The sequence below is a fragment of the Pseudomonas sp. R19M genome (assembly GCF_050312585.1).
Lineage (GTDB): Bacteria > Pseudomonadota > Gammaproteobacteria > Pseudomonadales > Pseudomonadaceae > Aquipseudomonas > Aquipseudomonas palleroniana.
In genome coordinates, this window is record NZ_JBNPJV010000083.1 from 65,243 (window position 1) to 89,943 (window position 24,701).

22 protein-coding genes and 1 pseudogene are annotated in these 24,701 nt (G+C 63.5%); 15 read left to right on the forward strand and 8 right to left on the reverse strand.

Annotated elements, in window-relative coordinates; all coding sequences use genetic code 11:
* Positions 1-12 precede the first annotated feature (12 nt).
* Positions 13-1,155: a nitric oxide-sensing protein NosP gene (nosP, locus tag ACQRBT_RS18915; protein WP_412046275.1), complete on the forward strand. Its 1,143-nt coding sequence runs from the start codon at positions 13-15 to the stop codon at positions 1,153-1,155.
* Complete coding sequence (locus ACQRBT_RS18920; RefSeq protein WP_412046274.1) at positions 1,097-3,043, forward strand: PAS domain-containing hybrid sensor histidine kinase/response regulator; 1,947 nt, start codon at positions 1,097-1,099, stop codon at positions 3,041-3,043. The genes nosP and ACQRBT_RS18920 overlap by 59 nt, the downstream gene beginning before the upstream one ends.
* A gap of 121 nt (positions 3,044-3,164) precedes the next feature.
* Here the strand turns inward: ACQRBT_RS18920 and ACQRBT_RS18925 are convergent, their stop codons facing one another.
* From ACQRBT_RS18925 to ACQRBT_RS18950, 6 genes are all read right to left on the reverse strand, one after another.
* The gene (locus ACQRBT_RS18925) at positions 3,165-3,830 is read right to left on the reverse strand and encodes a response regulator transcription factor (RefSeq protein ID WP_060756797.1); all 666 of its coding nucleotides are present in this window, start codon (positions 3,828-3,830) and stop codon (positions 3,165-3,167) included.
* Positions 3,831-3,853: 23 nt separating this feature from the next.
* Positions 3,854-4,393, reverse strand: coding sequence for a PQQ-dependent catabolism-associated CXXCW motif protein (locus ACQRBT_RS18930; RefSeq protein ID WP_244385492.1), 540 nt, complete (start codon positions 4,391-4,393; stop codon positions 3,854-3,856).
* A 99-nt stretch (positions 4,394-4,492) separates the two neighbouring features.
* A complete protein-coding gene (locus ACQRBT_RS18935; RefSeq protein WP_244385493.1) occupies positions 4,493-5,284 on the reverse strand; it encodes an ABC transporter permease in 792 nt (263 codons plus the stop codon).
* Positions 5,281-6,021, reverse strand: coding sequence for an ABC transporter ATP-binding protein (locus tag ACQRBT_RS18940; protein ID WP_412046273.1), 741 nt, complete (start codon positions 6,019-6,021; stop codon positions 5,281-5,283). The genes ACQRBT_RS18935 and ACQRBT_RS18940 overlap by 4 nt, the downstream gene beginning before the upstream one ends.
* Entirely contained in the window at positions 6,018-6,977 is a 960-nt protein-coding gene (locus tag ACQRBT_RS18945) for a YVTN family beta-propeller repeat protein (RefSeq protein WP_161549220.1), read from the reverse strand. The genes ACQRBT_RS18940 and ACQRBT_RS18945 overlap by 4 nt, the downstream gene beginning before the upstream one ends.
* 26 nt (positions 6,978-7,003) lie before the next feature.
* Positions 7,004-8,176: an ABC transporter substrate-binding protein gene (locus tag ACQRBT_RS18950; RefSeq protein ID WP_205343585.1), complete on the reverse strand. Its 1,173-nt coding sequence runs from the start codon at positions 8,174-8,176 to the stop codon at positions 7,004-7,006.
* 283 nt (positions 8,177-8,459) lie between these two features.
* Here ACQRBT_RS18950 and pedF point away from each other — a divergent pair, with 283 nt between their 5' ends.
* The 13 genes and pseudogenes from pedF to ACQRBT_RS19015 all read left to right on the forward strand — a co-directional run bounded on the left by pedF (position 8,460) and on the right by ACQRBT_RS19015 (position 22,822).
* Positions 8,460-8,921: a cytochrome c-550 PedF gene (gene pedF / locus ACQRBT_RS18955; protein WP_412046272.1), complete on the forward strand. Its 462-nt coding sequence runs from the start codon at positions 8,460-8,462 to the stop codon at positions 8,919-8,921.
* Between the two features lie 3 nt (positions 8,922-8,924).
* Positions 8,925-9,800, forward strand: coding sequence for a substrate-binding periplasmic protein (locus ACQRBT_RS18960; protein WP_060756790.1), 876 nt, complete (start codon positions 8,925-8,927; stop codon positions 9,798-9,800).
* Positions 9,797-10,546, forward strand: coding sequence for a quinoprotein dehydrogenase-associated SoxYZ-like carrier (locus ACQRBT_RS18965; RefSeq protein WP_412046271.1), 750 nt, complete (start codon positions 9,797-9,799; stop codon positions 10,544-10,546). The genes ACQRBT_RS18960 and ACQRBT_RS18965 overlap by 4 nt, the downstream gene beginning before the upstream one ends.
* A 16-nt stretch (positions 10,547-10,562) precedes the next feature.
* A complete protein-coding gene (locus ACQRBT_RS18970) occupies positions 10,563-11,510 on the forward strand; it encodes a quinoprotein relay system zinc metallohydrolase 1 (RefSeq protein WP_412046270.1) in 948 nt (315 codons plus the stop codon).
* 107 nt (positions 11,511-11,617) lie between these two features.
* A complete protein-coding gene (locus ACQRBT_RS18975; RefSeq protein ID WP_060756787.1) occupies positions 11,618-13,393 on the forward strand; it encodes a PQQ-dependent methanol/ethanol family dehydrogenase in 1,776 nt (591 codons plus the stop codon).
* Between the two features lie 121 nt (positions 13,394-13,514).
* Entirely contained in the window at positions 13,515-15,035 is a 1,521-nt protein-coding gene (gene exaC / locus ACQRBT_RS18980; protein WP_411985049.1) for an acetaldehyde dehydrogenase ExaC, read from the forward strand.
* Positions 15,036-15,169: 134 nt separating this feature from the next.
* Positions 15,170-15,325 (forward strand): annotated as a pseudogene (locus ACQRBT_RS18985) (DUF6124 family protein); the annotation flags it as partial.
* A gap of 293 nt (positions 15,326-15,618) precedes the next feature.
* On the forward strand, positions 15,619-15,690 hold the full coding sequence (pqqA, locus tag ACQRBT_RS18990; RefSeq protein WP_010209364.1) for a pyrroloquinoline quinone precursor peptide PqqA: 72 nt from the start codon (positions 15,619-15,621) through the stop codon (positions 15,688-15,690).
* A 126-nt stretch (positions 15,691-15,816) separates the two neighbouring features.
* Positions 15,817-16,980 (forward strand): alcohol dehydrogenase-like regulatory protein ErcA, encoded by a 1,164-nt coding sequence (gene ercA / locus ACQRBT_RS18995; protein ID WP_104994217.1) that lies wholly within the window; start codon positions 15,817-15,819, stop codon positions 16,978-16,980.
* On the forward strand, positions 16,964-18,334 hold the full coding sequence (locus ACQRBT_RS19000) for an ATP-binding response regulator (RefSeq protein WP_412046269.1): 1,371 nt from the start codon (positions 16,964-16,966) through the stop codon (positions 18,332-18,334). The genes ercA and ACQRBT_RS19000 overlap by 17 nt, the downstream gene beginning before the upstream one ends.
* A gap of 77 nt (positions 18,335-18,411) precedes the next feature.
* The gene (locus ACQRBT_RS19005; protein ID WP_412046268.1) at positions 18,412-19,890 is read left to right on the forward strand and encodes a DASS family sodium-coupled anion symporter; all 1,479 of its coding nucleotides are present in this window, start codon (positions 18,412-18,414) and stop codon (positions 19,888-19,890) included.
* Positions 19,891-20,033: 143 nt separating this feature from the next.
* Positions 20,034-21,680, forward strand: coding sequence for an MFS transporter (locus tag ACQRBT_RS19010; protein ID WP_060756782.1), 1,647 nt, complete (start codon positions 20,034-20,036; stop codon positions 21,678-21,680).
* On the forward strand, positions 21,677-22,822 hold the full coding sequence (locus ACQRBT_RS19015) for an HlyD family secretion protein (protein WP_060756781.1): 1,146 nt from the start codon (positions 21,677-21,679) through the stop codon (positions 22,820-22,822). The genes ACQRBT_RS19010 and ACQRBT_RS19015 overlap by 4 nt, the downstream gene beginning before the upstream one ends.
* 27 nt (positions 22,823-22,849) lie before the next feature.
* On the opposite strand, the gene ACQRBT_RS19020 is transcribed toward ACQRBT_RS19015, so the two are convergent.
* Positions 22,850-23,737, reverse strand: coding sequence for an SMP-30/gluconolactonase/LRE family protein (locus tag ACQRBT_RS19020; protein ID WP_411985053.1), 888 nt, complete (start codon positions 23,735-23,737; stop codon positions 22,850-22,852).
* Between the two features lie 3 nt (positions 23,738-23,740).
* A complete protein-coding gene (locus ACQRBT_RS19025) occupies positions 23,741-24,562 on the reverse strand; it encodes an NAD-dependent epimerase/dehydratase family protein (RefSeq protein ID WP_090370058.1) in 822 nt (273 codons plus the stop codon).
* Between the last annotated feature and the right edge of the window lie 139 nt (positions 24,563-24,701).

Sequence of the window (24,701 nt, forward strand, 5' to 3'; positions counted from 1 at the left end):
GGGGAGCACACGATGTACAACAGTGAAGGCGTAGTCAGTGCCATGTCACAGGCCATGGATGCCGGGCAGGCCGCCGAAGAGTTGGCGCGACAGCTGCTGCATCCGTACCTGGGGTTTGTGCTGTTTTTTTGCTCGGCGTCGTACGATCTGCAGGCGTTGGGCAATGCCTTGCAGCAATGCTTCGGCACGGTGCGCGTGGTCGGTTGCACCAGCGCGGGCGAGATCACGCCCCAGGGCTACGGCCGTAACTGCATCACCGCGATAGGGTTCAACCACGCGCATTTCTCCATCGCCACCGAACTGATCGATCAGGTGGAACACTTCAGCCTGATCAACGCCCAGGACATGGTCGAGCGCCTGGTCGGCGGCTGTCGCAGCAACACCCTGGCGCCGATCAAGGGCAATACGTTCGCCCTGACCTTGCTCGACGGCCTGTCCAGCCGCGAAGAAATGGTGCTGGCTGCCCTCAGCGCCGCCCTGGGCGATATCCCGCACTTCGGCGGCTCGGCCGGCGATGACAATTTCCTGCATACCCACGTGTACTTCAACGGCGTCTTCCACAGCGGAGCGGCGGTGGTGGTGCTGGTCAATACCTGGCTGGATTTCGAGGTGTTCACCACCCACCACATCCAGCCGCGTACCGAGAAACTGGTGGTGACCGGCGCCGACAGCCCGTCGCGTCGCGTGTTCGAGCTCAACGCCGAGCCCGCCGCCGAAGAGTACGCGCGCCATATCGGCGTCGCGGTGGCCGACCTTGACCACCGCATCTTCGCTGCGCACCCGTTGGCGGTGCGTATCCACGACTATTACTACGTGCGCGCGATCCAGCAGGTGCATGACGACCTGAGCCTGAGTTTCTACTGCGCGGTGGAAAACGGCATCGTGCTCACCGCGATGACACCAGGGCCGATCCTGCCCAACCTGGAAACCTTGTTCGACGGCCTGCAATCGCGTCTCGGCGAGCTGCTGCTGACCATCGGCTGCGACTGCTTCCTTCGCCGCCTGGAACTGGAAGGCAACGGCGACCTGGAGCCGATCGGCACGTTCCTGCGCGACCACCGGGTGATGGGCTTCAACACCTACGGAGAACAGTTCAATGGCATGCACATCAACCAGACCTTCACCGGGGTCGCCATTGCCCGAGGCCGACGCTGAACTGCTCGCCCAGGTGGCCCGGTTGCAACAGGACAACCACAAGCTGGCGCGCATCAATGCGGCGCTGATCGAGCGCATCGAGTCGGGCCTGCCCCAGGGCAACAGCCCTTACACCACCTTCCAGCATTCGGTGGTGTTGGCCGAGCAAGTGCGCGAACGCACCGATGCACTCAACCAGGCGATGGCCGAACTCAAGGCCAGCAACCATTTGCTGATCAACGCCCGGCTGCGCGCCGAAACCTTGCGCGGCGAACAGGTCGCGGCGCAGAAGGCGCAGGAAAGCGAGCGCTGGATTCGCTTGATCACCGACAACGTGCCTGCCCTGATCGGCTACCTGAATGCCGACCTGGTCTACGAATTCACCAACAAGGTGTATGAAGAGTGGTACTGCTGGCCGCGCGGCATGATGCTCGGGCAAAGCCTGCGCGAAGTGCACAGCGAGCAGCATTGCCGGCGGCTGGACGCGTATGTCGCCCGCGCCCTGGCCGGGGAGAGCGTGACCTTCGAATTCGCCGAAACCAATATCAATAACCAGGAGCGCTATATGCTGCGTTCCTATGTGCCGAACGTGTTGGCCACGGGCGAAGTGGTCGGGATCTTCGTGCTGATCCGCGACATCACCGAGCGTCGCCGCACGGCCGAAGCCTTGCACCAGGCCTATCAACATCTGGAGCAGCGCGTCGCCCAGCGCACCTCGGAACTGACCGCACTCAACGACCAGTTGTTGAAGGAGATCGATGAACGTCGGCGCATGGAGACCCGCCTGCGCGAAGCCAAGCTGGAGGCCGAGCAGGCCAACCTGTCGAAAACCAAATTCCTCGCCGCCGTCAGCCATGACCTGCTGCAACCGCTCAATGCCGCTCGGCTGTTTACCAGCGCCTTGCTCGAACGCCCCAGCGAAACCCTGGTGCGCAACGTGAGCAACTCCCTGGAAGACGTGGAAAACCTGCTGGGCACCTTGGTGGATATTTCCAAGCTGGATGCAGGCGTGATCAAGGCGGACATCGCGCCTTTTGCCCTCAGCGAACTGCTGGATAACCTGGCCGCCGAATACACCCAATTGGCCCGCGCCGAAGGGTTGGAACTGCGCTTTATCGGCTGCTCGGCGCTGGTACGCAGTGATATCCAGTTGCTTGCGCGGATCTTGCGCAACCTGTTGAGCAACGCGCTTCGCTACACCTATAAGGGCCGCGTAGTGCTCGGTTGCCGGCGCCATCCGCAACGGTTGTCGATCCAGGTGTGGGACAGCGGCATGGGCATCGCCGAGGAGCGCCTGGAGGAGATTTTCCAGGAGTTCAAGCGCGGCGATGTGCAGCGCCCGGATCAGGACCGGGGGTTGGGCCTGGGGCTGGCGATCGTGGAAAAGATCGCCGGGATACTCGGCCATCGCATCAGCGTCCGGTCCTGGCCGGGCAAGGGTTCGATGTTTGCGGTGGAGGTGCCGCTCAGCGCTACTGCGCCCAGGCCGCTGCCGATGGTGGCGATGAGCGAACCGTTGCTGGAGCGCCTGCAAGGTGCGCGGGTGTGGGTGCTGGATAACGACGCGGCGATCTGCGCCGGTATGCGCACGTTACTGGAAGGGTGGGGCTGCCGGGTCATCACGGCGTTGTCGGAGCAGGACCTGGCGCGGCAGGTGGATAACTACCACGCCGAGGCCGACCTGTTGATCGCCGACTACCACCTGGACGACGATCAGAACGGGGTGGACGCCGTGGCCCGCATCAACGCCCGGCGCGGCAGTGCGATCCCGGCCATGATGATCACCGCCAACTACAGCAATGAGTTGAAGCTGCAGATCCGTGAGTTGGGGTACACGTTGATGCACAAGCCTGTGCGCCCCATGAAACTCAAGACCGCCATGAGCCACCTGCTCGGCCCGGCCCTGTAGGAGCGAGCTTGCTCGCGAAAAAAACGTCAACGATAACGCGTGTTGCCTGAATGAACGCGGCGCCTGTGAGTTTTTCGCGAGCAAGCTCGCTCCTACAAGAAACCCCTGGCGTGGGGTGAGGTCAGCGGCGCAGGTATGAGCCGAAATCAATGTCCCCGGCACTGAGGATCGCCTGGACGCGGTTGTGCACATTCAGCTTGCGCAGGATTGCCGACACATGGGCCTTCACCGTGGTCTCGGCAATCTCCAGGGTATAGGCGATCTGCTTGTTCGACTCCCCCTTGGTCATGCGCTCCAGCACCAGCAATTGCTTGCGTGTCAGCGCCTGCAGCAATTCCGGGGCAAAGCCCGGGTTGTCGTGCATGCGCCGTTGCCCGGTGTTTTTCTGGGTGCGGATGATGTCCGACGGCAGGTACACGTTGCCGTTGAGGATTTGCTGGATCGCCTCGGTCATTTGCTGGCGCGGCGAGGACTTGGTGATGAAGCCCACCGCGCCATAGGTGATGGCTTGCAGCACGATCTGCTTGTCTTGCTCGGCCGAAACGATCACCACCGGGATGGTCGGCGACTCGTTGCGCAGGTTGATCAGCCCATTGAGGCCGTGCATGCCCGGCATGTTCAGGTCCAGCAGGATCAGGTCGAGGTCATCGTGGTCCTGGGTCAGGGCGAGGGCGCTGTCCAGGTCGGCGGTTTCCATGATGTCGCTGCCGGGGAACCCATCGCTGATGACGTTGTGGATCGCTTCGCGAAACAGCGGGTGATCGTCGGCAATCAGGATTTTGTACATGGCCGTTCACCTTTTTATTCTGATTATTGGAAGGGTTCTGGTTGTGCCGTTGCCACCGGCAGGTTTGCCGCTTCCCACGCGTCCAGGCCGTCGCGATACCAGTACACAGAGGTATAGCCCAGGTCGGCGGCTCGTTTTACCGCGTTCCAACTCAACCAGCAATCGGAGCGGCAATAGAACACCAGCGCTCGTGTCAGGTCGCCGGCGGTGTAGCGGTACAAGTGGCGCACGAAATATCCCTGCCACTCAGGCGTGAGGTCGCCGTCGCCGGTATTGGCCAGCCAGTGGCTGCCGGGCAGGTTGGCGTGAGGCTGGTCTTCAATGAAGCGGCCTTGCAGCCAGGGGCGGCGGTAAACGTCGATCAACACCGGTGGCGGGGTCTGGGTGAGCAGGGCTTGCAGGGCCGGCGTGTCGAGGGTCGTTGCGCCGTTCACCTGCTCGGGAGTCGGGCTGCGATACAGACTGATGCGCATGCCGTCGGCGGAAAACAGCGGCGTGTCGGCCTGGGCGCGGGCGACAAACAGGCACAACAGGGCCAACAGGGGCAATCGAGCGGGCAGCATGGCAGGGTAGTCCTTATCGTTATGCCGCCATTACACGCCAGTCCCGAGCCCTTGGGAATGCGACGATAGACACGAAAACCAGTACCAAAGTAGTAGTTTTCAGCCTTTCTTGCGCAGGGCCGCATGCTGAGGGTTGAACGTCAGTACCGCCAGCAGCGCGAACGTCAGGGTCAGCCCCAGGCACACCGCCAGGGCCAGGGGGGCGAAGCGTTCGTACAAGGCAAAACGCACCAGTTCTACCGCATGGGTGAACGGGTTGATTGCGCACAACCAATACAGCCACTCGCTGGAGTCGCGCATCTTCCACAGCGGGTACAGCGCCGACGACAGGAAGAACAACGGGAAAATCACAAAATTCATCACCCCGGCGAAGTTCTCCAACTGGCGGATCGCGTTCGACAGCAACAGGCCCAGGGCACTGAGCATCAGGGCCACCAGCAGCAACGCCGGCAACGCCAGCAACAGGCCCATGGCCGGCGGTTGCACGCCGTAGACCCAGGCAATCGCCAGGAACCCATACACCTGCAATAACGAAATCAACGCGGTCGCCATCAGTTTGCTGCACAGCAGGAACGTGCGCGGCAACGGGCTGGTGAGCAGCACCCGCATGCTGCCCATTTCGCGGTCGTACACCATCGCCAGCGACCCTTGCATGCCGTTGAACAGCAGGATCATGCAGGCCAGCCCCGGAATGATGTACACCTCGTAGGGGATATAGGTGTCGTAGGGTTCGATCACCGAGATCCCCAGGGCGGCGCGAAAGCCAGCGGCGAATACGAGCAGCCACAGCAGCGGGCGCACCAGGGCGCTGAGAAAGCGCGTGCGCTGCAGCACAAAGCGCAGCCATTCGCGCAACACGATGCCGCGCAGACATTGCCAGTAAGCGTTCATGCCAAAGCTCCCGTCGGCGTGGGGCGTGTCAGGCGGGCGAACAGGCTGCCCAGGTCGCCGCCTTGTTCGCGTATCAGCGTGTCGACCTGCCCGCTGGCCACCAAGCGGCCTTGATGCAGGATCAGCAATGCATCCTCGGCGCGCACTTCATCGAGCAGGTGGGTGGTCCACAACACACTGATTGCCTGGTCCAGGCACAGGCTGCGCACGTGCTGGTTGAGCGCCAGCCGGCTGGCCGGGTCGAGGCCCACGCTGGCTTCGTCGAGCAACAGCAGGCGCGGCCCGTGCAGCAGTGCGCGGGCGATTTCCACCCGGCGCCGGTGGCCGCCATTGAGTTCGCGCACCCGCTCCCGGCGACGTTCGCCAAGGGCCTGGCGAGCCAGCTCGGCGTCGACCCGTGCGGCCGCCTCGCGACGCGACAGGCCATGCAGCGCGGCGTGATAACGCAGGTTCTGTTCCACGCTCAAATCCAGGTCCAGGGTGCTTTGCTGGAACACCACCCCCAGTTGCTGCAATGCCGCACGCGGGGCCTGCGCCAGGCAATGCCCGCCCACCCGGATCGTGCCGGCCTGCAAGTCGTACAAGCGCGTGAGCAGGGCGATCAAGGTCGACTTGCCTGCCCCGTTCGGCCCCAGCAACGCTGCAAACTGCCCCGGCGCCAGGCTGAAACTCACCGCCTGCAACGCCTGCCGAGGGCCATAGGCGAAGCTGAGCCGGCTGACGTCCAACGCGTTCATGGTGTCACCACCACACCCCATGGGTAGCGCCCGACCTTGATCGACTTGACCACCTTGAGGCTGTCCACATCGATCACCGACACATCGCCGCTCACGCCGTTGGTGGCCAGCAACTGTTTCTCATCGGGCGTGAACGCCAGTTGCCAGACGCGGCGGCCGACCACCAGGTAGTCGAGGATTTCGAACGTCTTGGCGTCAATCACCGCCACATGGTTGGCCGGGCCCAGGGCGACAAATGCGTACTTGCCGTCGGCGCTGAGCTTGATGCCCACCGGTTGCACCTTGTCCGGGTGCACGCCCTTGATCTTGAAGGTCAGGGTCTTGAGGATTGCACGGCTGGCCACGTCGAGAATCGTCACGGTGCCGCCGATTTCCGCCGAGGCCCAGAGCTGCGCACCGTCGTGGCTGAATTCGACAAAGCGCGGGCGCTGGTCCACCGGGGTACTGTCGGCCAGCGTCTGGGTACGGGTGTCGATCCAATGCAGCATGTTCGTGGTTTCGCTGGTGTTCACCGCCCACTTGCCGTCGGGGCTGACCGCCATGCCTTCGGGTTCGACGCCGACGTTGATCTGGCCCAGCACCTTGGCAGTTTCGGTGTCGATCACCGTGACCAGTGCATCGTCTTCGTTGGACACATACAACCAGCGGTTATTGGGGTGCAGGGCAAATTGCTCGGGGTCTTTGCCGGAGGGCAGCTCCTTGACGATCTTGCGGGTGGCCACGTCCATCACTTGCACCCGGTCCGAGTCACTGGCGCAGATGTACAGCAGCTTATTGTCATGGGATAGCAGCAGGCCGCGTGGACGCTGGCCGACCTTGAGGGTGTCGGTGACTTGCAGGGTCTGCATGTCGATCAGGCTCAGGCTGTTGTCTTTCTCGTTGGAGACCCAGGCGGTGCTGGCCACGGCGTGCCCGGCGGCAAGCAGCAGGGCGCATGAAAGCAGGGTGCGGCGCATGGCGGATTCCTTATTGTTTTAAGTGTTCAGGGATAGCGGCAGGTCACCTCGGGCTGGTCATAGCCCAAGCTGTCCATCTCGTTGAAGGGATGCAGGAAACCCTCTTGAGGCGAGGTACTGACCAGCGCCCGCGGTTGCACGATGGGGATCGGCTGGCGCAGTTGGCCATTCCAGGGGCGATAACTGAGCTTGCGGCCCTTGAAACCATCCAGCGGCAGTTGCTCGCCCAGCGCCAGTTGGCGGATCGCCATGGGGTCGGCCTGACGCAGCTTGCTGACGGCGCTGGCGACGCTGCGCACCGCCATCCAGGCGGCGAAGTCGCGGTCGTTCATCCAGCGCCCGGCCAGGGCTTCGAAGCGCTTTTGCAATTGCGCGGCGCCGTAGGTCTCCACGGTTTTGTGCCAGCCGGTGGGGGTCAAGCCCTGGGTGCCGGCCACCGGGCGCGGGTACCAGGTCTGGTAGGGCACGTATTCGCCGAAGTCGCCGCGCTCGTCGGCCACCAGTACCACGTCATAGTCATCCGCCTGGGTGAACAGCGGCATATCGGCCTGGGCGCTGCGGCGTTGATCGTTATCGAAACGCCAGGCTTTTTCCGCGACCCAGCGCACGCCGAAACGCTTGGCGGCGCGGCGCAGGGCGGCGGCATAGGCTTGGTCATCCTCGGTCGGGCCGACGATCAGCAGCGCCCGTTGCCATTTGCGTACCACCAGAAACTGCATCAGCGCATCGGCCAGCATCGCGCGGCTCGCCAGGCTGTGCAGCACGTTGCCCAGGCAGTCGGTGCTGCGCAGGCGGTCATCGGGGCTGCCGGCGTTGAACAACAGGCTGTCGGGCAATGCGGCGCTGAGTTGGCGCAGGCTGGCGGCGGGGGCGTTGACCACGAACAGGCGCAGGCCCTGGTCATGCTGGGCCTTGGCGGCGGCGAGCAGGGCCTCGGGCGTGTCGACCGTGGCGCTGGTGAGGCTGTAATGCTGGTTGAGAAAGGCGCCGGTGCTGTTGCTGTCGATGATCGCCAATTCAGCGCCGCGTTGCCCGGCGTCGGCGGGTTCGCCGATCACATTGGACAGCAACGGCCCCGGGTCGGGGCGATACCCCAGGTAACCGATGGGCACCGGCAACGGTGCCTCGGCGGCCTGGCTGCCAGGGGCACACACCATCGCCAGCAGGCAGATCACGGCGTAGGGGGCAAGCTGGCGCATAAGGCACTCCATGACAGGTAGCGCCAGCATAGAAAGCCCCGTTCCCCCTGCAAATATGCAGAAAGTACCGCTGAGCCAGTACCAAGGTCGTAGCCCGCAAGTCCGCCGAGGCCGGCAAGACGTTCCGCAGCGCCGCTGTTTCAGACGTGCCCCACAAGCCCTACTACCAAGGGAGGAGGGCGCGGCCACCAAAGCAGCATACGGCCCGTGGCCCAGGGTTTTTAAGATGCCTGCCATAACCTCAAACCATGAGGTTTTGCGTGCAATCCTGAGGGCAAAAATAATGACAACAAAACGCAATGCCTTGCTCGTGGCCGGGCTGTTGGTCGGTGTGATCGGTGCCGGTTCCGCGCTGGCCCATGGCAATGTGGTGCCGCAAGCGGTGGAGACCAAAGGCCTGACGTCGATCAAGGATGCCGGAGTGGCGGTCGACGCTGACGGCTGGGCCGCCGTGAACCCTTATCGCACCTCGCCCGAGCACGATAAAGCCGTGGAGATCGGCGCCTCCGCCTACAACCAGAACTGCGCCGCGTGCCATGGGCTGGAAGCCAAGTCCGGTGGTATCGCGCCTGACCTGCGCCTGCTGGACGCCGGCGAGGCGGGGGATGAGTGGTTTGTCGAGCGCGTGCGCAATGGCGCAGTGCGTGACGGGCGGGTGTACATGCCGAAAATGGCCGACTACCTGAGCCAGGAGGCTTTGTGGGCGGTGCGCACTTACCTGGACTCCGTGCGCGTCGAGGAGTAAGCCATGCGCCTGTTCGCAGCGCTGCTGGGCCTGTGCTTGCTGTGCGGCCAGATCGCCCAGGCGCAGGTGCGCAGCTATGACCAGATCATCGCCGCGGGTGAGCTGAAAGTGGCGGTGTACAAAAACTTCGCCCCCTACAGCTTCGAACAGGGCACAACGCCGCGCGGGGTCGATGTGGAACTCGCGCAGGCGCTGGCCAAGGCCCTGGGCGTACGGTTGACGCTGATCTGGGCGCCCGCCGGGGAGAAGCTCGACGACGACCTGCGCGACTACATCTGGCGCGGCAGCCCGTTGCACCATCATCAATTGGCCGACCTGATGCTGCGTGCGCCCTACGATCACGACTATGCGCAGAGGCGCAACGACCAGGGCGAACTGGAAAACGGCCAGGTGGTGATGTTCGGCCCCTACCAAAATGAACAATGGCAGGTGGCCTATGACCGTCGGCGCCTGGACAGCGTCGCCAGTGTGGCGGTATTCGAACAGCACCCCATCGGCGTCGAAGTCGACAGCGTGCCGTCGTTCTACCTCACCTCGGTGTTCAACGGCATGCTCGCCGGCAAGACCCATCATTACCCGGGCGTACCCCAGGCCTTTGCGGCGATGAAGGCCGGGAAGGTCGACGCGGTGATGGCCATGCGCGGTGAAATCGATTGGCAGGTGCATGAGGCCCACGACCCGCAACTGGCTTTGGCTGAAAACGCCTACCCCAATATGGGCAAACAACGCTGGGAGATCGGCATGGCGGTGCATGAAAGCAACCGCCAGTTGGCCTATGCCGTGGAGGAGGCGTTGGAAGGCTTGATCCGCGACGGCTCGCTGCAAGCCATCTACCAGCATTACGGCCTGCGCTATGAAGTGCCCGAGATGTACCAATGAACTGGCGCCTGAGGCTGATGTTGGCGTGCTGGCTGCCGCTTGCGGCCCACGCCACGCAGGTGGATCCGGTGCCGTCGGTGATGTGGGCGTTTTATCAGCAGCAGTTCTTGGGCGATGCACCGTTCGTGTTCGACGAGCGGGTCAAGCTGCTGGCGCCGCCGTTTGCCGAAGATGCGCGGCAGGTGCCGCTGGAGATCGACGCCCGCGCCTTCAATGGCCACGTGGTGAACATCCTGGCTTGGGCCGAACTCAACCCGTTGCCGAAGATCGTCGACTTCCACCCCAAGGCCGGCGTATTGCCGTGGTTGTCGATCCGCATCCGTATCGAACAAGCCACGCCGCTGCGCGCGGCGGTGCTCACCGATGATGGCGTGTGGCATGTCGGCTCGGCCCTGATCGACGCGGCCGGTGGCGGTTGCACCGCACCCAGTGTGGTGCGCACCCAGCCGGGCTGGGAAGAGCATATCGGCGAGGTACTGGGCGGGCGTTATCCGCGTGGTGAGTTCAGCCGCGTGCGCGTGCAGGTGGCGCACCCGATGGACAATGGCCTGGTCAGCGGTATCCCGGAGTTTTATCTCAACCACGCCCAACTGCGCGACGCTCAGGGCCAGGTACTGGCGGAGCTTGAGTTGTTCCCGGCGGTCAGCGAAAACCCCAACCTGGCATTCGACATCCAAAAGGCGGGGCCGACGCGCCTGCTGCTGCGGGACAACAGCGGCAACCAGATCGACGCCGCCATCCCCTGACCTCAAGGAGCGCGGTATGCGCTGGATACTGCTGTGTTGCCTGTGCCTGAGCCTGCCCGCGCTGGCGGATCTCGACTACGCGCTCAAGCCCCGTCTGATTGCCGACGACACTTGGCTGTTGGAAGGCAGCACCGACAACTTCAACAAGACCAATGGCGGCAACATCGTCAACACCGCGTTCATCGTCACCGAAGCCGGCGTGGTGGTGATCGACACCGGGCCGTCCAGGCGCTACGGCGAAGCGCTGCGCCAGGCGATTGCCAGCGTCACTACCAAACCGGTGATCCAGGTGCTGCTGACCCATCATCACCCCGACCACGCCTTGGGCAACCAGGCGTTCAAGACGGTGCCGATCGGCGCCCTGGCCGACACCACGCGCTTGCTTCACGAGCAGGGCGATGGCATGGCTGAAAACCTCTATCGCCTGGTCGGTGACTGGATGCGCGGTACCGAAGTGGTGCTGCCTACCCAGGTGCTCGAACCAGGTGTGCTGAGCGTCGGCAGCCATGATCTGCGCTTGCTGGCGTTCACCGGGCATACCGGCGCGGACCTGGCGATCCTCGACAGCAAGACCGGTGTGCTGTTCGCCGGCGACCTGGTGTTCTACCAACGTGCGCCCACCACCCCCAACAGCCCGGGGCTAGCGGCATGGCTGGCGGATATCGAACGCCTGCAGGCCTTGCCCTGGACCCTGCTGGTGCCCGGCCACGGCCCGGTCGCCGGCGATGCGCGACCCCTTGAGCAAATGCGCGACTACCTGACCTGGCTCGACCAGCTGCTGCGCGACGGCGCCGCACAGGGCAGCGAGATGGCCGAGCTGATCCGCAGCCCGATCCCCGAGCGTTTCGCCGCGATCCGCCTGAACCGCTACGAGCTGATCCGCAGCGTCAGCCACCTGTACCCGCGTTACGAACGCGAGCAATTGCAACGGGTCGACACGCCGGCCCCGCTACTAAGGAACTAGCAATCTCGATACAGCGGTCAATTGTGACGGCGGCCGCTGCGCTCAAGAATCGCCGGCAGACCGGGAAAATTTCCCGGGTATAACAAAAAACCGCAGAGGTAGCCGTCATGACCCAACCCGCACGCCGCCAACCCTTCGCCTTGAGTGTGTTGCTCGGTGCCCTCCTGCTGGCCGGCCAGGCCCATGCCGCCGTGACCGATCAGGATATTCTCCAGGACCCGAAAAACCCCGGCCAGATCGTGACCAATGGCCTGGGCGTCCAGGGCCAGCGCTACAGCCCGCTCGATACGCTGAATGTCGACAACGTCAAAGACCTGCGCCCGGCCTGGGCGTTTTCCTTTGGTGGCGAGAAACAACGTGGGCAGCAGGCGCAGCCGATGGTCAAGGACGGGGTCATGTACCTTACCGGCTCCTACTCGCGGGTATTCGCGGTCGATGCGCGCACCGGCAAGAAACTCTGGCAATACGACGCGCGCTTGCCCGATGACATTCGCCCCTGCTGCGACGTGATCAACCGGGGCGTGGCACTGTACGGCGACCTGGTGTTCTTCGGCACGCTCGACGCCAAGCTCGTGGCGCTGAACAAAGACACCGGCAAAGTGGTATGGAGTAAAAAAGTCGCCGATCACAAGGAAGGCTACTCCATCAGCGCCGCGCCCTTGGTGATCAACGGCAAGCTGATTACCGGCGTGGCCGGTGGCGAGTTCGGCGTGGTGGGCAAGATCGAAGCGTATGACCCGAAAAACGGCGACCTGCTGTGGACCCGGCCCACGGTAGAAGGGCATATGGGCTACGTGTACAAGGACGGCAAGGCCGTGGAAAACGGCATTTCCGGCGGTGCGCCGGGCAAGACCTGGCCCGGCGACCTATGGAAAACCGGCGGCGCCGCGCCTTGGTTGGGCGGCTACTACGACCCGGAAACCAACCTGCTGCTGTTCGGCACCGGCAACCCGGCACCGTGGAACTCCCACCTGCGTCCTGGCGATAACCTCTATTCCTCTTCGCGCCTGGCGCTGAACCCGGATGACGGCAGCATCAAGTGGCATTTCCAGAGCACGCCGCACGACGGTTGGGACTTTGACGGCGTCAACGAGTTGATTTCCTTCAACTACAGCGAAGGCGGCAAGGAAATCAAGGCGGCGGCCACTGCCGACCGCAACGGCTTCTTCTACGTGCTCGACCGTACCAACGGTAAATTCATCCGCGGCTTCCCGTTTGTCGACAAGATCACCTGGGCCAGCGGCCTGGATAAGGACGGGCGGCCGATCTACAACGAAGCCAGCCGCCCCGGCGCCCCCGGCAGCGAAACCAAAGGCACCTCGGTGTTTGTCGCCCCGGCGTTCCTGGGGGCGAAGAACTGGATGCCGATGGCCTACAACCGCGACACCGGGCTGTTCTACGTGCCGTCCAACGAGTGGGGCATGGACATCTGGAACGAAGGCATCGCCTACAAGAAAGGCGCGGCGTTTCTCGGCGCGGGCTTCACCATCAAACCGCTGAATGAAGACTATATCGGCGTGCTGCGCGCCATCGACCCGAAAACCGGCAAGGAAGTCTGGCGCCACAAGAACTTCGCGCCGCTGTGGGGCGGGGTGCTGACCACCAAGGGCAACCTGGTCTTCACCGGTACGCCGGAAGGCTTCCTGCAGGCTTTCAATGCCAAGACCGGGGAAAAAGTCTGGGAGTTCCAGACCGGCTCCGGCGTGCTCGGCTCGCCTGTGACCTGGGAGATGGACGGCGAGCAGTACGTGTCGGTGCTCTCCGGCTGGGGCGGCGCGGTGCCGCTGTGGGGCGGCGAGGTGGCCAAGCGGGTCAAGGACTTCAACCAGGGCGGCATGCTCTGGACCTTCAAGCTCCCCAAGGAACTGGTCGCCAAGCACTAGTTCTACGACCAAATGACCAGGGCCCTCCTGCCAACGGCGCATTCGCCCGGCAGCGAGGGCTCTTTACCATCGGCTCATCGCCTGTTGACCGACAGGCTCGGACCCCGACAGAGGCCTCATCATGATCTACGCACAACCTGGCACACCCGGCGCCATCGTCACGTTCAAGCCGCGCTACGGCAATTACATCGGCGGCGAGTTCGTCGCGCCGCTCAAGGGTGAGTATTTCACCAACACTTCGCCGGTCACCGGTGAAGTGATCGCCGAATTCCCACGCTCCAGCGCCGCCGATGTCGACAAGGCCCTGGACGCGGCCCACGCCGCCGCCGATGCCTGGGGCAAAACCTCGGCCCAGGATCGTGCTTTGGTGCTGTTGAAAATCGCCGACCGTATTGAGCAACACCTCGAAGTGCTGGCCGTGGCCGAGACCTGGGACAACGGTAAGGCCGTGCGCGAAACCCTCAACGCCGACGTGCCCCTGGCCGCCGACCACTTCCGTTACTTCGCCGGTTGCATCCGCGCCCAGGAAGGCGGCGCCGCCGAGATCAACGAGCACACTGCGGCCTATCACTTCCACGAGCCGCTGGGCGTGGTCGGGCAGATCATTCCATGGAACTTCCCGCTGCTGATGGCCGCGTGGAAACTGGCACCGGCATTGGCGGCCGGTAACTGCATTGTGCTCAAACCTGCCGAGCAGACGCCGCTGTCGATCATGGTGTTCGCCGAGCTGATCGGCGACCTGCTGCCGCCGGGCGTGCTCAACATCGTGCAGGGTTTTGGACGCGAAGCGGGGGAGGCGCTGGCCACCAGCAAGCGCATCGCCAAGATCGCCTTCACCGGTTCCACCCCGGTGGGCGCGCACATCATGCATGCCGCCGCCGAGAACATCATCCCGTCCACCGTCGAGCTGGGCGGCAAGTCGCCGAACATCTTCTTTGAAGACATTATGAGCGCCGAGCCGGCCTTTATTGAAAAGGCCGCCGAAGGACTGGTGCTGGCGTTCTTCAACCAGGGCGAGGTGTGCACCTGCCCGTCGCGGGCGCTGGTGCAGGAGTCGATCTACGAGCCGTTCATGGCCGAGGTGATGAAGAAGATCGTCAAGATCAAGCGCGGCAACCCACTGGACACCGAAACCATGGTCGGCGCCCAGGCGTCGCAGCAGCAATACGACAAGATCCTGTCCTACCTGGAGATCGCCCAGCAAGAAGGCGCCGTACTGCTTACCGGCGGCGCGGCCGAGCGTCTGGAAGGAGACCTGTCCAGCGGCTATTACATCCAGCCGACCTTGCTCAAGGGGCACAACAAGATGCGCGTGTTCCAGGAGGAAATCTTCGGCCCGGTGGTGGGCGTGACCACTTTCAAGGACGAGGCCGAAGCACTGGCGATCGCCAACGACAGCGAATTCGGCCTGGGCGCCGGCCTGTGGACCCGCGACATCAACCGCGCCTACCGCATGGGCCGCGCGATCAAGGCCGGGCGGGTGTGGACCAACTGTTATCACCTGTACCCGGCGCATGCGGCGTTTGGCGGGTACAAGAAGTCGGGCGTGGGGCGTGAGAACCACAAGATGATGCTCGATCACTACCAGCAGACCAAAAACCTGTTGGTGAGCTACGACATCAATCCGCTGGGCTTCTTCTAACCCTCAACTTGCAATGCAATTCATTGTGGGAGGGGGCTTGCTCCCGATAGCGGTGTGTCAGTGGCATAGGTGTTGACTGACACACTGCTATCGGGAGCAAGTCGAATCGTCGCACCGCCCCTCCCACATGTTCCACCACCAGCCTGCTCGACAGCGCCTCGGCCACCGCACTCGATTGCGGCGAACTGCTGGCAAGCCCCGAACGGGCGAAGATTTTGGCGGTGTGGCATTTGCTGGAAATAGCCAAGACCACGGTGGATCGCTCCATCGAATGCCTGCAACACGGTTAGAAAAATGTGGGAGGGGGCTTGCTCCCGATAGCGGTGTGTCAGCGGCATGGGTGTTGACTGACACACTGCTATCGGGAGCAAGCCCCCTCCCACATGGACCGTATTTCAATGTTGGGATTGGTCGGGGGAGCGGCATTGGGTCATGGTGTGCCGTGCAGCTTCGATATTCTGATTTTCCAGCATCCGCGACTAATGCACTGCAGCCGCTACTTCGAAAGTAGCATTCGCCGCCCACACCCCCCATGCATTAATGACCCGACCGGGATCTTCCGGCACAACAAGAGGACATGCCCATGTGGACTAAACCCGCGTTTACCGACCTGCGTATCGGCTTCGAAGTGACCATGTACTTCGCCAGCCGTTGATTCACCGCCGGCCAGCCTTGTGCTGGCCGGTGCTGTGTGGAGGATGCCCCTTTGGTCTGATTGCAATCGCAGCCGGATGGGTTAGTGTGGAGCGCATCTTCCAAAATAATAAAAACAGGCTTACCCATGAGCCAGACTCTGAGCCCGCTGCGTAAATTCGTTTCTCCTGAAATCATCTTTGGTGCCGGCTGCCGGCACAACGTCGGTAATTACGCCAAGACCTTCGGCGCACGCAAGGTGCTGGTGGTCAGCGACCCCGGCGTGATTGCCGCCGGTTGGGTGGCCGATGTCGAAGCCAGCCTGCAAGCGCTCGGCATCGATTACTGCCTGTACAGCGCCGTCTCGCCCAACCCCCGTGTCGAGGAAGTGATGCTCGGTGCCGAGGTGTACCGTGAACACCACTGTGACGTGATTGTCGCCATCGGCGGCGGCAGCCCGATGGATTGCGGCAAGGCCATCGGCATTGTGGTCGCCCACGGCCGTAGCATCCTCGATTTCGAAGGCGTGGATACCCTCCGCGTGCCCAGCCCGCCGCTGATCCTGATACCGACCACCGCCGGCACTTCGGCGGATGTCTCGCAGTTCGTGATCATCTCCAATCAGCAGGAGCGCATGAAGTTCTCCATCGTCAGCAAGGCGGTGGTGCCGGATGTGTCGCTGATCGACCCGGAAACCACCGCCAGCATGGACCCGTTCCTGTCGGCCTGTACCGGCATTGACGCGTTGGTGCATGCCATCGAAGCGTTCGTCTCCACCGGCCACGGCCCGCTCACCGATCCTCACGCGTTGGAAGCGATGCGCCTGATCAACGGCAACCTGGTGCAGATGATCGCCAACCCTGGCGATATCGCCCTGCGTGAGAAGATCATGCTCGGCAGCATGCAGGCCGGGCTGGCGTTTTCCAATGCGATCCTCGGCGCGGTGCATGCCATGTCCCACAGCCTGGGCGGGTTTCTCGATTTGCCCCATGGCCTGTGCAACGCGGTGCTGGTGGAGCATGTAGTGGCGTTCAATTACAACTCGGCGCCGGAGCGTTTCCAGGTGATCGCCGAGACGTTCGGCATCGACTGCCGGGGGCTCAACCATCGACAGATCTGCGGGCGCCTGGTGGACCATCTGATCGCGCTGAAACATGCGATTGGCTTCCACGAAACCCTCGGCCTGCATGGGGTGCGTGTGGCGGATATTCCGTTCCTGTCGCGCCATGCGATGCACGACCCCTGCATCCTCACCAACCCTCGGGAGTCGAGCCAGCGTGACGTCGAGGTCGTCTATGGCGAAGCTCTCTGACGACCAGCAGCGCGCCCTCGCCGGGTTGCTGGGCCTTGGCGACCAGTCGGCGCGCAAGAGCCATTACCCGGAACTCACTGCACGGCTGGATGAGCTGGAGGCCGAACGCAAGCGCTACATCCGTCTCAACGACGAGCTGGAGCAGCGGGTGGCCGCACGTACCGATGAACTGCTGGAAGCCAACCACAACCTGCAACAGCAGATCGCCCAGCGCGAACGGATCGAACAGGACCTGCGCTACGCTCGCGACGCCGCCGAAGCCGCCAACCGCAGCAAGGACAAATACCTTGCCGCCGCCAGCCATGACCTGTTGCAGCCACTGAATGCCGCCCGTTTGTTGATCGCCACGTTGCGCGAACGGCAGTTGCCCAGCGTCGAGCAGGTGCTGGTGGAACGTACGCACCAGGCGCTGGAAGGTGCCGAGGACCTGCTGACGGACTTGCTCGATATCTCGCGCCTGGACCAGGCGGCGGTCAAGCCGGACATGGCCGTGTATCGGCTCGATGAGCTATTTGCGCCGCTGGTTTCGGAGTTTCAGTCGGTGGCCCAGGCGTCGGGGTTGAACCTGCGGGTGCACACCGGCCGCTATGCGATCCGCAGCGACTTGCGGTTGTTGACGCGCATCTTGCGTAACTTCCTGAGTAATGCCTGCCGCTATACCGATGAGGGGTGCATCCTGCTCGGCGCACGCCGCCGGGGCGATCGCCTGCGCCTCGAGGTCTGGGATACCGGGCGTGGTATTGCGGCGGACCGGCTGGAGGCAATCTTCCTGGAGTTCAACCAGCTCGACGTCGGCCGTGCGGCGGACCGCAAGGGCGTCGGGCTGGGCCTGGCGATTGTCGAGCGGATCGCCGAAATCCTCGGCCACCCGGTGGCGGTGCGGTCCTGGCCAGGGCGTGGTTCGATGTTCAGTATTGAGGTGCCGATGAGCGCCGAGATGCCTGCGGCAATCAGCCAACTGCCGGTGCAAGCGACGACCGGCAACCCGCTGCCGGGGCGGCGTTTACTGGTGATCGACAACGAAGTGAGCATCCTCGACAGCATGCGTGCATTGCTCGGCCAATGGGGCTGCGAAGTGCTGACCGCCACCGACCAGGCGGGCGCATTGCTGACGTTGCAGGGCAGGGCGCCGGAGCTGATCCTGGCGGACTATCACTTGGACCATGGGGTGCTGGGGTGCGAGGTGGTCAAGCACCTGCGCGAGCATTTCGGGCAGAAGATTGCGGCGGTGATCATTACCGCCGACCGCACCGACCAATGCCGCCGCGCGTTGCGCCGGCTGGATGCGCCGTTGCTGAATAAGCCGGTCAAGCCGGGCAAGTTGCGCGCAGTGTTGAGCCAGTTATTGGCCTAGGGTGTTGATACCTGTCAACACGCCACGCGACGCTTTGCCTCATGCTCCAGGCCCGATCCAGAGGCCCGGAGCCGCCCATGAACGCCCCTGCTACAACCGCTGCATCCTTCAAGTTACCCCTGGGCCTGGTGGTCGCCGTACTGGTGATGGTCGGCGTGCTGTGGTTGCCGCTGCCGGCCGACCTGCCCGTGGCTGGGCAGCGCATGCTGGCGATCCTCGCGTTTGCCGTGGTGGTGTGGATCAGCGAAGCGGTGTCCTATGAAGCCAGCGCGATCATGATCACCTCGCTCATGGCGTTTTTGCTCGGCACCGCACCCTCGCTGCAAGCCCCGACGCAACTGATCGGCTCCAGCCCGGCCATCAGCATGGCGCTGACCGGCTTCTCCAACCCCGCGCTGGCGCTGGTGGCGGGCGCGTTGTTCATTGCGGCGGCGATGACCCACACCGGCCTGGACCGGCGCATTGCGTTGGTGACCCTGAGCCGCGTCGGTACCAGTACCCGGCGCATCCTGCTCGGCGCGATTGCCGTGACGATCCTGCTCAGCCTGGTGGTGCCCAGTGCCACGGCGCGCAGTGCCTGTGTGGTGCCGATCATGATGGGCGTGATCGCCGCCTTTGGCGTCGATAAACGCTCGAACATCGCCGCCGGCATCATGATCGTGGTGGCCCAGGGCACCAGCATCTGGAACGTCGGTATCCAGACCGCCGCGGCGCAGAACCTGCTGAGCGTCGGCTTCATGGACAAGATGCTCGGCCAGCGCGTGTCGTGGATCGACTGGCTGATCGCCGGGGCGCCGTGGGCGTTGATTATGTCGGCCGTGTTGTTGTACCTGGTGCTCAAGCTGCTGCCGCCGGAAACCGACAGCATCCCCGGCGGTAAAGAAGCGGTGGCGCAGTCGCTGCTGGACATCGGCCCCATGACCGGCCCGCAGAAACGCCTGCTCGCCGTGTCGGTATTGCTGTTGTTGGCCTGGGCCACGGAAGGGCGCCTGCACAATTTCGACACCACCTCGACCACCTACGCCGGGCTGGTGTGCCTGCTGCTGCCGGGCCTGGGCGTGATGACCTGGAAGGATGTGCAATCGCGCATTCCGTGGGGCACGGTGATTGTGTTCGGCGTGGGCATCAGCCTGGGCACGGCGCTGCTGACCACCCACGCCGGGCAATGGCTGGGTTCGCAGGTGGTGGCGCACACCGGGTTGGATCAGGTGGGGCCGTTGGGCGTGTTTGCGATTCTTGGCGCGTTTCTGATCCTGATCCATCTGGGCTTCGCCAGCGCCACGGCCCTGACCTCGGCGTTGTTGCCGATCCTGATTGCGGTGTTGCAGACCTTGCCGGGGGAGTTCAACCGGTTGGGGATGACCATGCTGCTGGGGTTTGTCATGAGCTATGGGTTTATCCTGCCGATCAATGCGCCGCAGAACATGGTGTGCCTGGGCACGGCGACGTTTACGGCCAGGCAATTCGCCAAGGTCGGGGTCTGGGTGACGCTGGTGGGGTATGGGTTGATGCTGGTATTTGCGGCGACTTACTGGAGTTGGCTGGGGTGGATCTGATCAGGAGTGCGCTTTAGAAGCATCGAGCAGCCACAGACTGGCTGGAACCCCACCCCAAGATGGCAAGATGAGCGGCTCTCAGGTTTACTATCCCTGAGTCGTGCTTTTACCGACCTCAACCGTCGGTTCATCTAGGTCATCGAATGGACAAATACACCCCCCATACCTGGGAACCCCACGAACGCCCGAGCCTGCCCGGTTCGCCGTCGACGCCGCTGCACCCCACCCACAAGCGCTGGCTGTTCGCGCTGGTGGGCGTGCTGGTGGCAATCACCGGGGGGCTGGGGAATGCCCTGGTCATCGCCAACCTGCAATACCTGCAAGGCGCACTGGGGGCGACCACCGCCGAAATGGCCTGGCTGCCCGCCGCCTATGTGATGACCAACGTGTGCATGAACCTGCTGCTGGTGAAGTTCCGCCAGCAGTTCGGCCTGCGCGCGTTTACCGAAGTGTTCCTGGTGCTGTATGCGCTGGTTACCTTCGGCCACTTGTTCGTCAACGACCTCAGTTCGGCCATTGCGGTGCGGGCGGCGCACGGCATGGTGGGGGCGGCGCTGAGTTCCCTGGGGTTGTACTACATGATCCAGGCATTCCCGGCCAAGTGGCGCCTCAAAGCCCTGGTCCTGGGGTTGGGCACCGCGCAGCTGGCCTTGCCGCTGGCGCGACTGTTCTCCGAAGACTTGCTGCAGATTGCCGAGTGGCGCGGCCTGTACCTGTTCGAGCTGGGCTTGGCGCTGATCTGCCTGGGTTGTGTGTTCCTGCTCAAGCTGCCGCCGGGCGACCGTTTCAAGACCTTTGAAAAACTCGACTTCCTCACCTTCGCCATCCTCGCCAGCGGCGTGGCGCTGCTGTGCGCGGTGTTGTCCCTGGGCCGTATCGACTGGTGGCTGGAAGCGCCGTGGATCGGCATCGCCTCGGCCGCCTCGCTGATACTGATCATGGCCGGCCTGGCCATCGAACATAACCGCGCCAACCCGATGCTGATGACCCGCTGGCTGGGCAGCGGCACCATGATTCGCCTGGCGCTGGCGGTGATCCTGATTCGCATGGTGCTGTCCGAACAGTCCACCGGCGCGGTGGGGTTCATGCAGATGTTGAACATGAGCTACCAACAGATGCACACGCTGTACGTGGTCATGCTGGCCGGCGCGATCGCCGGGCTGGTGGTCAGCGCGTTGACCATCAACCCCGCGCACCTGTTGATGCCCCTGGTGATTTCCCTGGCGCTGATGGCCACGGGGTCGGTGATGGACAGTTTTTCCAGCAACCTGACCCGGCCGCAGAACCTGTATATCAGTCAGTTCCTGCTGGGCTTTGGCGGTACGTTCTTCCTGGGGCCGACCATGGTGCTGGGCACGAAGAACGTGCTGACCAACCCGCGCAACCTGGTGAGTTTTTCGGTGATGTTCGGCATTTGCCAGAACCTCGGCGGCCTGATCGGCGCAGCGCTGCTCGGCACCTTCCAGATCGTGCGCGAAAAGTATCATTCAAGCATGATCGTCGAGCACTTGACCTTGCTCGACCCCCGCGTGGCCGCACGGGTACAGAGCGGCGGTTCGGCCTATGGCGGTATCGTCGCCGACCCGGAATTGCGTAACCTGATGGGCATCCGCAGCCTCGCCACGGCCGCGACCCGGGAGGCGAACGTAATGGCTTACAACGATGTCTTCATGCTGATCGCGATCATCGCGATACTGACCATGACCTGGATCTTTTTGCGCAGCCTATGGCTGATGAGCACCACCCGAGCAGCCACTCCTCCCGTTCAACCCAGCGGCGTTTCTTCATGACCGAATCGACAACCACGACCACCAACGCCATTGCCTCGACCCCGGAAGGCAGCACCCCACCGGGCTCGACCATTACCGAACCGCGCTCGTTGCGGGTGCGCATCGTCTCTTCGCTGGGCTTTGCCGCGATTGCCATCGTCGGTGTGTTGATCGTGTTGTATGCCTGGCAATTGCCGCCGTTCAGCAGCGCCGTGGAGACCACTGAAAATGCGCTGGTGCGCGGCCAGGTGACGATCATCGGCCCGCAACTGAGCGGTTATGTGTTTGAGGTGCCGGTGCAGGACTTCCAGTACGTGAAAGCCGGCGACCTGCTGGTGCGCCTGGACGACCGCATCTACAAGCAGCGCCTCGACCAGGCACTGGCACAATTGGCGGTACAGAAAGCCGCGTTGGCCAATGTGGTGCAGCAGCGCAACAGCGCCGAAGCCACCATCAAGCTGCGCCAGGCCGCGTTGGCGGATAGCCAGGCGCAGTCGCGCAAGAGCCTTGCCGACCTGCGCCGCAATGAAGAACTGATCGGCGACGGTTCCGTGTCCAAGCGCGAGCTGGACGTGACCCGTGCGGCGAACGCGCAGACGATCGCCTCGGTGGCCCAAGCCCAGGCCAGCCTGGAAATTGCCCGGCAGGATCTGCAAACCGTGATCGTCAATCGCGGTTCCCTGGAGGCCGCCGTGGCCAGTGCCGAGGCGGCGGTGGAGCTGGCGCGCATCGACCTGTCCAACACCCGCATCACCGCGCCGCGTGATGGCCAGTTGGGGCAGATTGGCGTGCGCCTTGGCGCCTATGTCAATTCCGGCGCGCAGTTGATGGCCCTGGTGCCCCCGCAGTTGTGGGTGATCGCCAATATGAAAGAAACCCAGATGGACAACGTGCAGGTCGGCCAGCCGGTGACCTTCACCGTGGATGCGCTGAACCACCGCAAGTTTCATGGCACTGTGCAGCATATTTCCCCGGCGACCGGTTCGGAGTTCAGCCTGTTGCAGGCCGATAACGCCACCGGCAACTTCGTCAAGATCGCCCAGCGCGTGCCGGTGCGGATCACGGTCGACCCCGACCAGGCCGAGAGCGAGCGGCTGCGGCCGGGGTTGTCGGTGGTCGTCAGTATCGACACCGCGGGGCGCTTGAAAAACAGCCCGCCTTGAGACCACGCCGCTCAACAGGTGCCAGCGTCACCCAGGCTTGCGACACGCAAACGTAGGTTCGGGTAACCCCTGGGCACCGGGGTTGAGGGCGAACACGCCGCCGGCCAGGGACTGCTCGCTGTGGTCGTCACGAATCGAGGTGACGAACAAGGTGTCCAGGCGACTGCCGCCGAACGCGCACATGCTGGGTTTTTTCACCGGCACGCTGAGCGAGCGGTCGAGGCGGCCCTCGGGGGTGAAACGGTGGACCAGTCCTGCGTCGTTGGCGCAGATCCAATAGCAGCCGTCGGCGTCGACGGCCGCGCCGTCGGGGCGGCCGGGGTGCGCGTGCATGTCGATGAACACGCGGCGATTGGACGGTGTGCCGCTCTCCAGGTCGTAATCGAACGCCCAGACCTGCTGCACCGACGGGTGCGAGTCCGAGGCATACATCGTGCGCCCATCGGGGCTGAAGGCCAGGCCGTTGAGGGTGATAAACCCGCTTAGCTGAGCCTGCGGCGTTGCACCTGCGGCGAAGCGATAAAGAGTGCCCTCGGCGGCCCCAAGGCCCATGTCCAAGACCATGCTGCCGGCCCAGAAGCGGCCCTGGCGATCACAGCGGCCGTCGTTCAGGCGCATGTCCGCGCGCGGGTGTTCGACGGTCGCCAAGGGGGTGGTGTCGAGGCTGCCGTCGTTGTGCGGGGTGAGTTGGAAAAACCCGGTTTGCATGCCGGCAACCCAGTTGCCGGCGTCGCTACGTGCGATGCAGGCAAGCATTTGCGGGGCTTTCCAGGCCGCGAGATGGCCGGTGGCGGCGCTCCAGCGTTGCAGGCCGCCGTTGGGAATATCGACCCAATACAGCGCCTGTTCCTCGGGTACCCAGACTGGGCATTCGCCCACGGTGTTGCGGGCGTCGACGATCAATTCAGCGGGCATGGTTCAGTCACCGAAGGGGCCGGCCGCGCAAAACGCACCGCCTTGGTAGACCTTGGCCGGGTCGTTTTCAGCCATGGGTGGCTGGGTTTCGACCTGGGCGCGGAACACTTCGGAACTGTCCTTGGGCACAAAGCCCAGGTGCACGGCGTAGCGGTTGTCCCACCAGGTGTCGAGGTTAGCCGACATGCCGTACACCACGGTATGGCCGACGTTGGGGGTGTAGAGCGCACGTTCCAGCAGTTGCGTGAGGTCGTCGAAGCTCAGCCAGGTGTGCATCATCCGGCGGTTTTGCGGTTCGGGGAACGAGGAGCCGATACGGATGCTCACGGTCTCGATGCCGTAACGGTCGAAGTAAAAACTGGCCAGGTCTTCGCCGTAGGATTTGGACAGACCGTAGTAGCTGTCCGGGCGGCGAGGGGAGTGGGCGTCGAGGATTTCGCCTTGTTTGTGGAAGCCGATCACATGGTTGGAACTGGCGAAGACCACGCGCTTCACGCCGTGGCGGCGGGCGGCTTCGTAGATGTGGAAAGTCCCGCAGATGTTGGCGCCGAGTACCTCTTCAAAGGCGCGCTCCACTGACACGCCGCCAAAATGCAGGATCGCGTCGACACCTTCGACCAACTGGTGCACGGCGTGTTTGTCGGCGAGGTCACAGGGTTGCACTTCTTCAGACGCGTCGGCGGCCGGGGCCATCGGGGCGATGTCCGACAGGCGCAACACCCGAGCATAGGGGCGCAGGCGTTCACGCAGGACTTTGCCCAAGCCCCCGGCGGCGCCGGTGAGCAGCAGGCGGTTGAAGGGTGTGGGCGAGGTGATTGTGGTCATGTGGATTCCATTATTGTTGTAGGTTGTCGTATGACTTGTCTCGAGTATCCTTACGCTCCCCCCAGCTTGTCAACCCGACCTGTGGGAGGGGGCTTGCTCCCGATAGCGGTCTATCAATGATGCTTGCGGTGGATGACAC

What these genes read in the sequence shown, in the direction of transcription:
- pedF (WP_412046272.1), top strand. Translation starts at nt 8,460, where the DNA reads ATGACAACAAAACGCAATGCCTTGCTCGTGGCCGGGCTGTTGGTCGGT.
- ACQRBT_RS18940 (WP_412046273.1), bottom strand. Translation starts at nt 6,021, where the DNA reads ATGAACGCGTTGGACGTCAGCCGGCTCAGCTTCGCCTATGGCCCTCGG.
- ACQRBT_RS18925 (WP_060756797.1), bottom strand. Translation starts at nt 3,830, where the DNA reads ATGTACAAAATCCTGATTGCCGACGATCACCCGCTGTTTCGCGAAGCG.
- nosP (WP_412046275.1), top strand. Translation starts at nt 13, where the DNA reads ATGTACAACAGTGAAGGCGTAGTCAGTGCCATGTCACAGGCCATGGAT.
- ACQRBT_RS18970 (WP_412046270.1), top strand. Translation starts at nt 10,563, where the DNA reads ATGCGCTGGATACTGCTGTGTTGCCTGTGCCTGAGCCTGCCCGCGCTG.
- ACQRBT_RS19010 (WP_060756782.1), top strand. Translation starts at nt 20,034, where the DNA reads ATGGACAAATACACCCCCCATACCTGGGAACCCCACGAACGCCCGAGC.
- ACQRBT_RS19015 (WP_060756781.1), top strand. Translation starts at nt 21,677, where the DNA reads ATGACCGAATCGACAACCACGACCACCAACGCCATTGCCTCGACCCCG.
- ACQRBT_RS18935 (WP_244385493.1), bottom strand. Translation starts at nt 5,284, where the DNA reads ATGAACGCTTACTGGCAATGTCTGCGCGGCATCGTGTTGCGCGAATGG.
- ACQRBT_RS19005 (WP_412046268.1), top strand. Translation starts at nt 18,412, where the DNA reads ATGAACGCCCCTGCTACAACCGCTGCATCCTTCAAGTTACCCCTGGGC.
- ACQRBT_RS18960 (WP_060756790.1), top strand. Translation starts at nt 8,925, where the DNA reads ATGCGCCTGTTCGCAGCGCTGCTGGGCCTGTGCTTGCTGTGCGGCCAG.
- ercA (WP_104994217.1), top strand. Translation starts at nt 15,817, where the DNA reads ATGAGCCAGACTCTGAGCCCGCTGCGTAAATTCGTTTCTCCTGAAATC.
- ACQRBT_RS18965 (WP_412046271.1), top strand. Translation starts at nt 9,797, where the DNA reads ATGAACTGGCGCCTGAGGCTGATGTTGGCGTGCTGGCTGCCGCTTGCG.
- ACQRBT_RS19025 (WP_090370058.1), bottom strand. Translation starts at nt 24,562, where the DNA reads ATGACCACAATCACCTCGCCCACACCCTTCAACCGCCTGCTGCTCACC.
- ACQRBT_RS18975 (WP_060756787.1), top strand. Translation starts at nt 11,618, where the DNA reads ATGACCCAACCCGCACGCCGCCAACCCTTCGCCTTGAGTGTGTTGCTC.
- ACQRBT_RS19000 (WP_412046269.1), top strand. Translation starts at nt 16,964, where the DNA reads ATGGCGAAGCTCTCTGACGACCAGCAGCGCGCCCTCGCCGGGTTGCTG.
- ACQRBT_RS18930 (WP_244385492.1), bottom strand. Translation starts at nt 4,393, where the DNA reads ATGCTGCCCGCTCGATTGCCCCTGTTGGCCCTGTTGTGCCTGTTTGTC.
- ACQRBT_RS18950 (WP_205343585.1), bottom strand. Translation starts at nt 8,176, where the DNA reads ATGCGCCAGCTTGCCCCCTACGCCGTGATCTGCCTGCTGGCGATGGTG.
- ACQRBT_RS18945 (WP_161549220.1), bottom strand. Translation starts at nt 6,977, where the DNA reads ATGCGCCGCACCCTGCTTTCATGCGCCCTGCTGCTTGCCGCCGGGCAC.
- ACQRBT_RS18920 (WP_412046274.1), top strand. Translation starts at nt 1,097, where the DNA reads ATGGCATGCACATCAACCAGACCTTCACCGGGGTCGCCATTGCCCGAG.
- ACQRBT_RS19020 (WP_411985053.1), bottom strand. Translation starts at nt 23,737, where the DNA reads ATGCCCGCTGAATTGATCGTCGACGCCCGCAACACCGTGGGCGAATGC.
- exaC (WP_411985049.1), top strand. Translation starts at nt 13,515, where the DNA reads ATGATCTACGCACAACCTGGCACACCCGGCGCCATCGTCACGTTCAAG.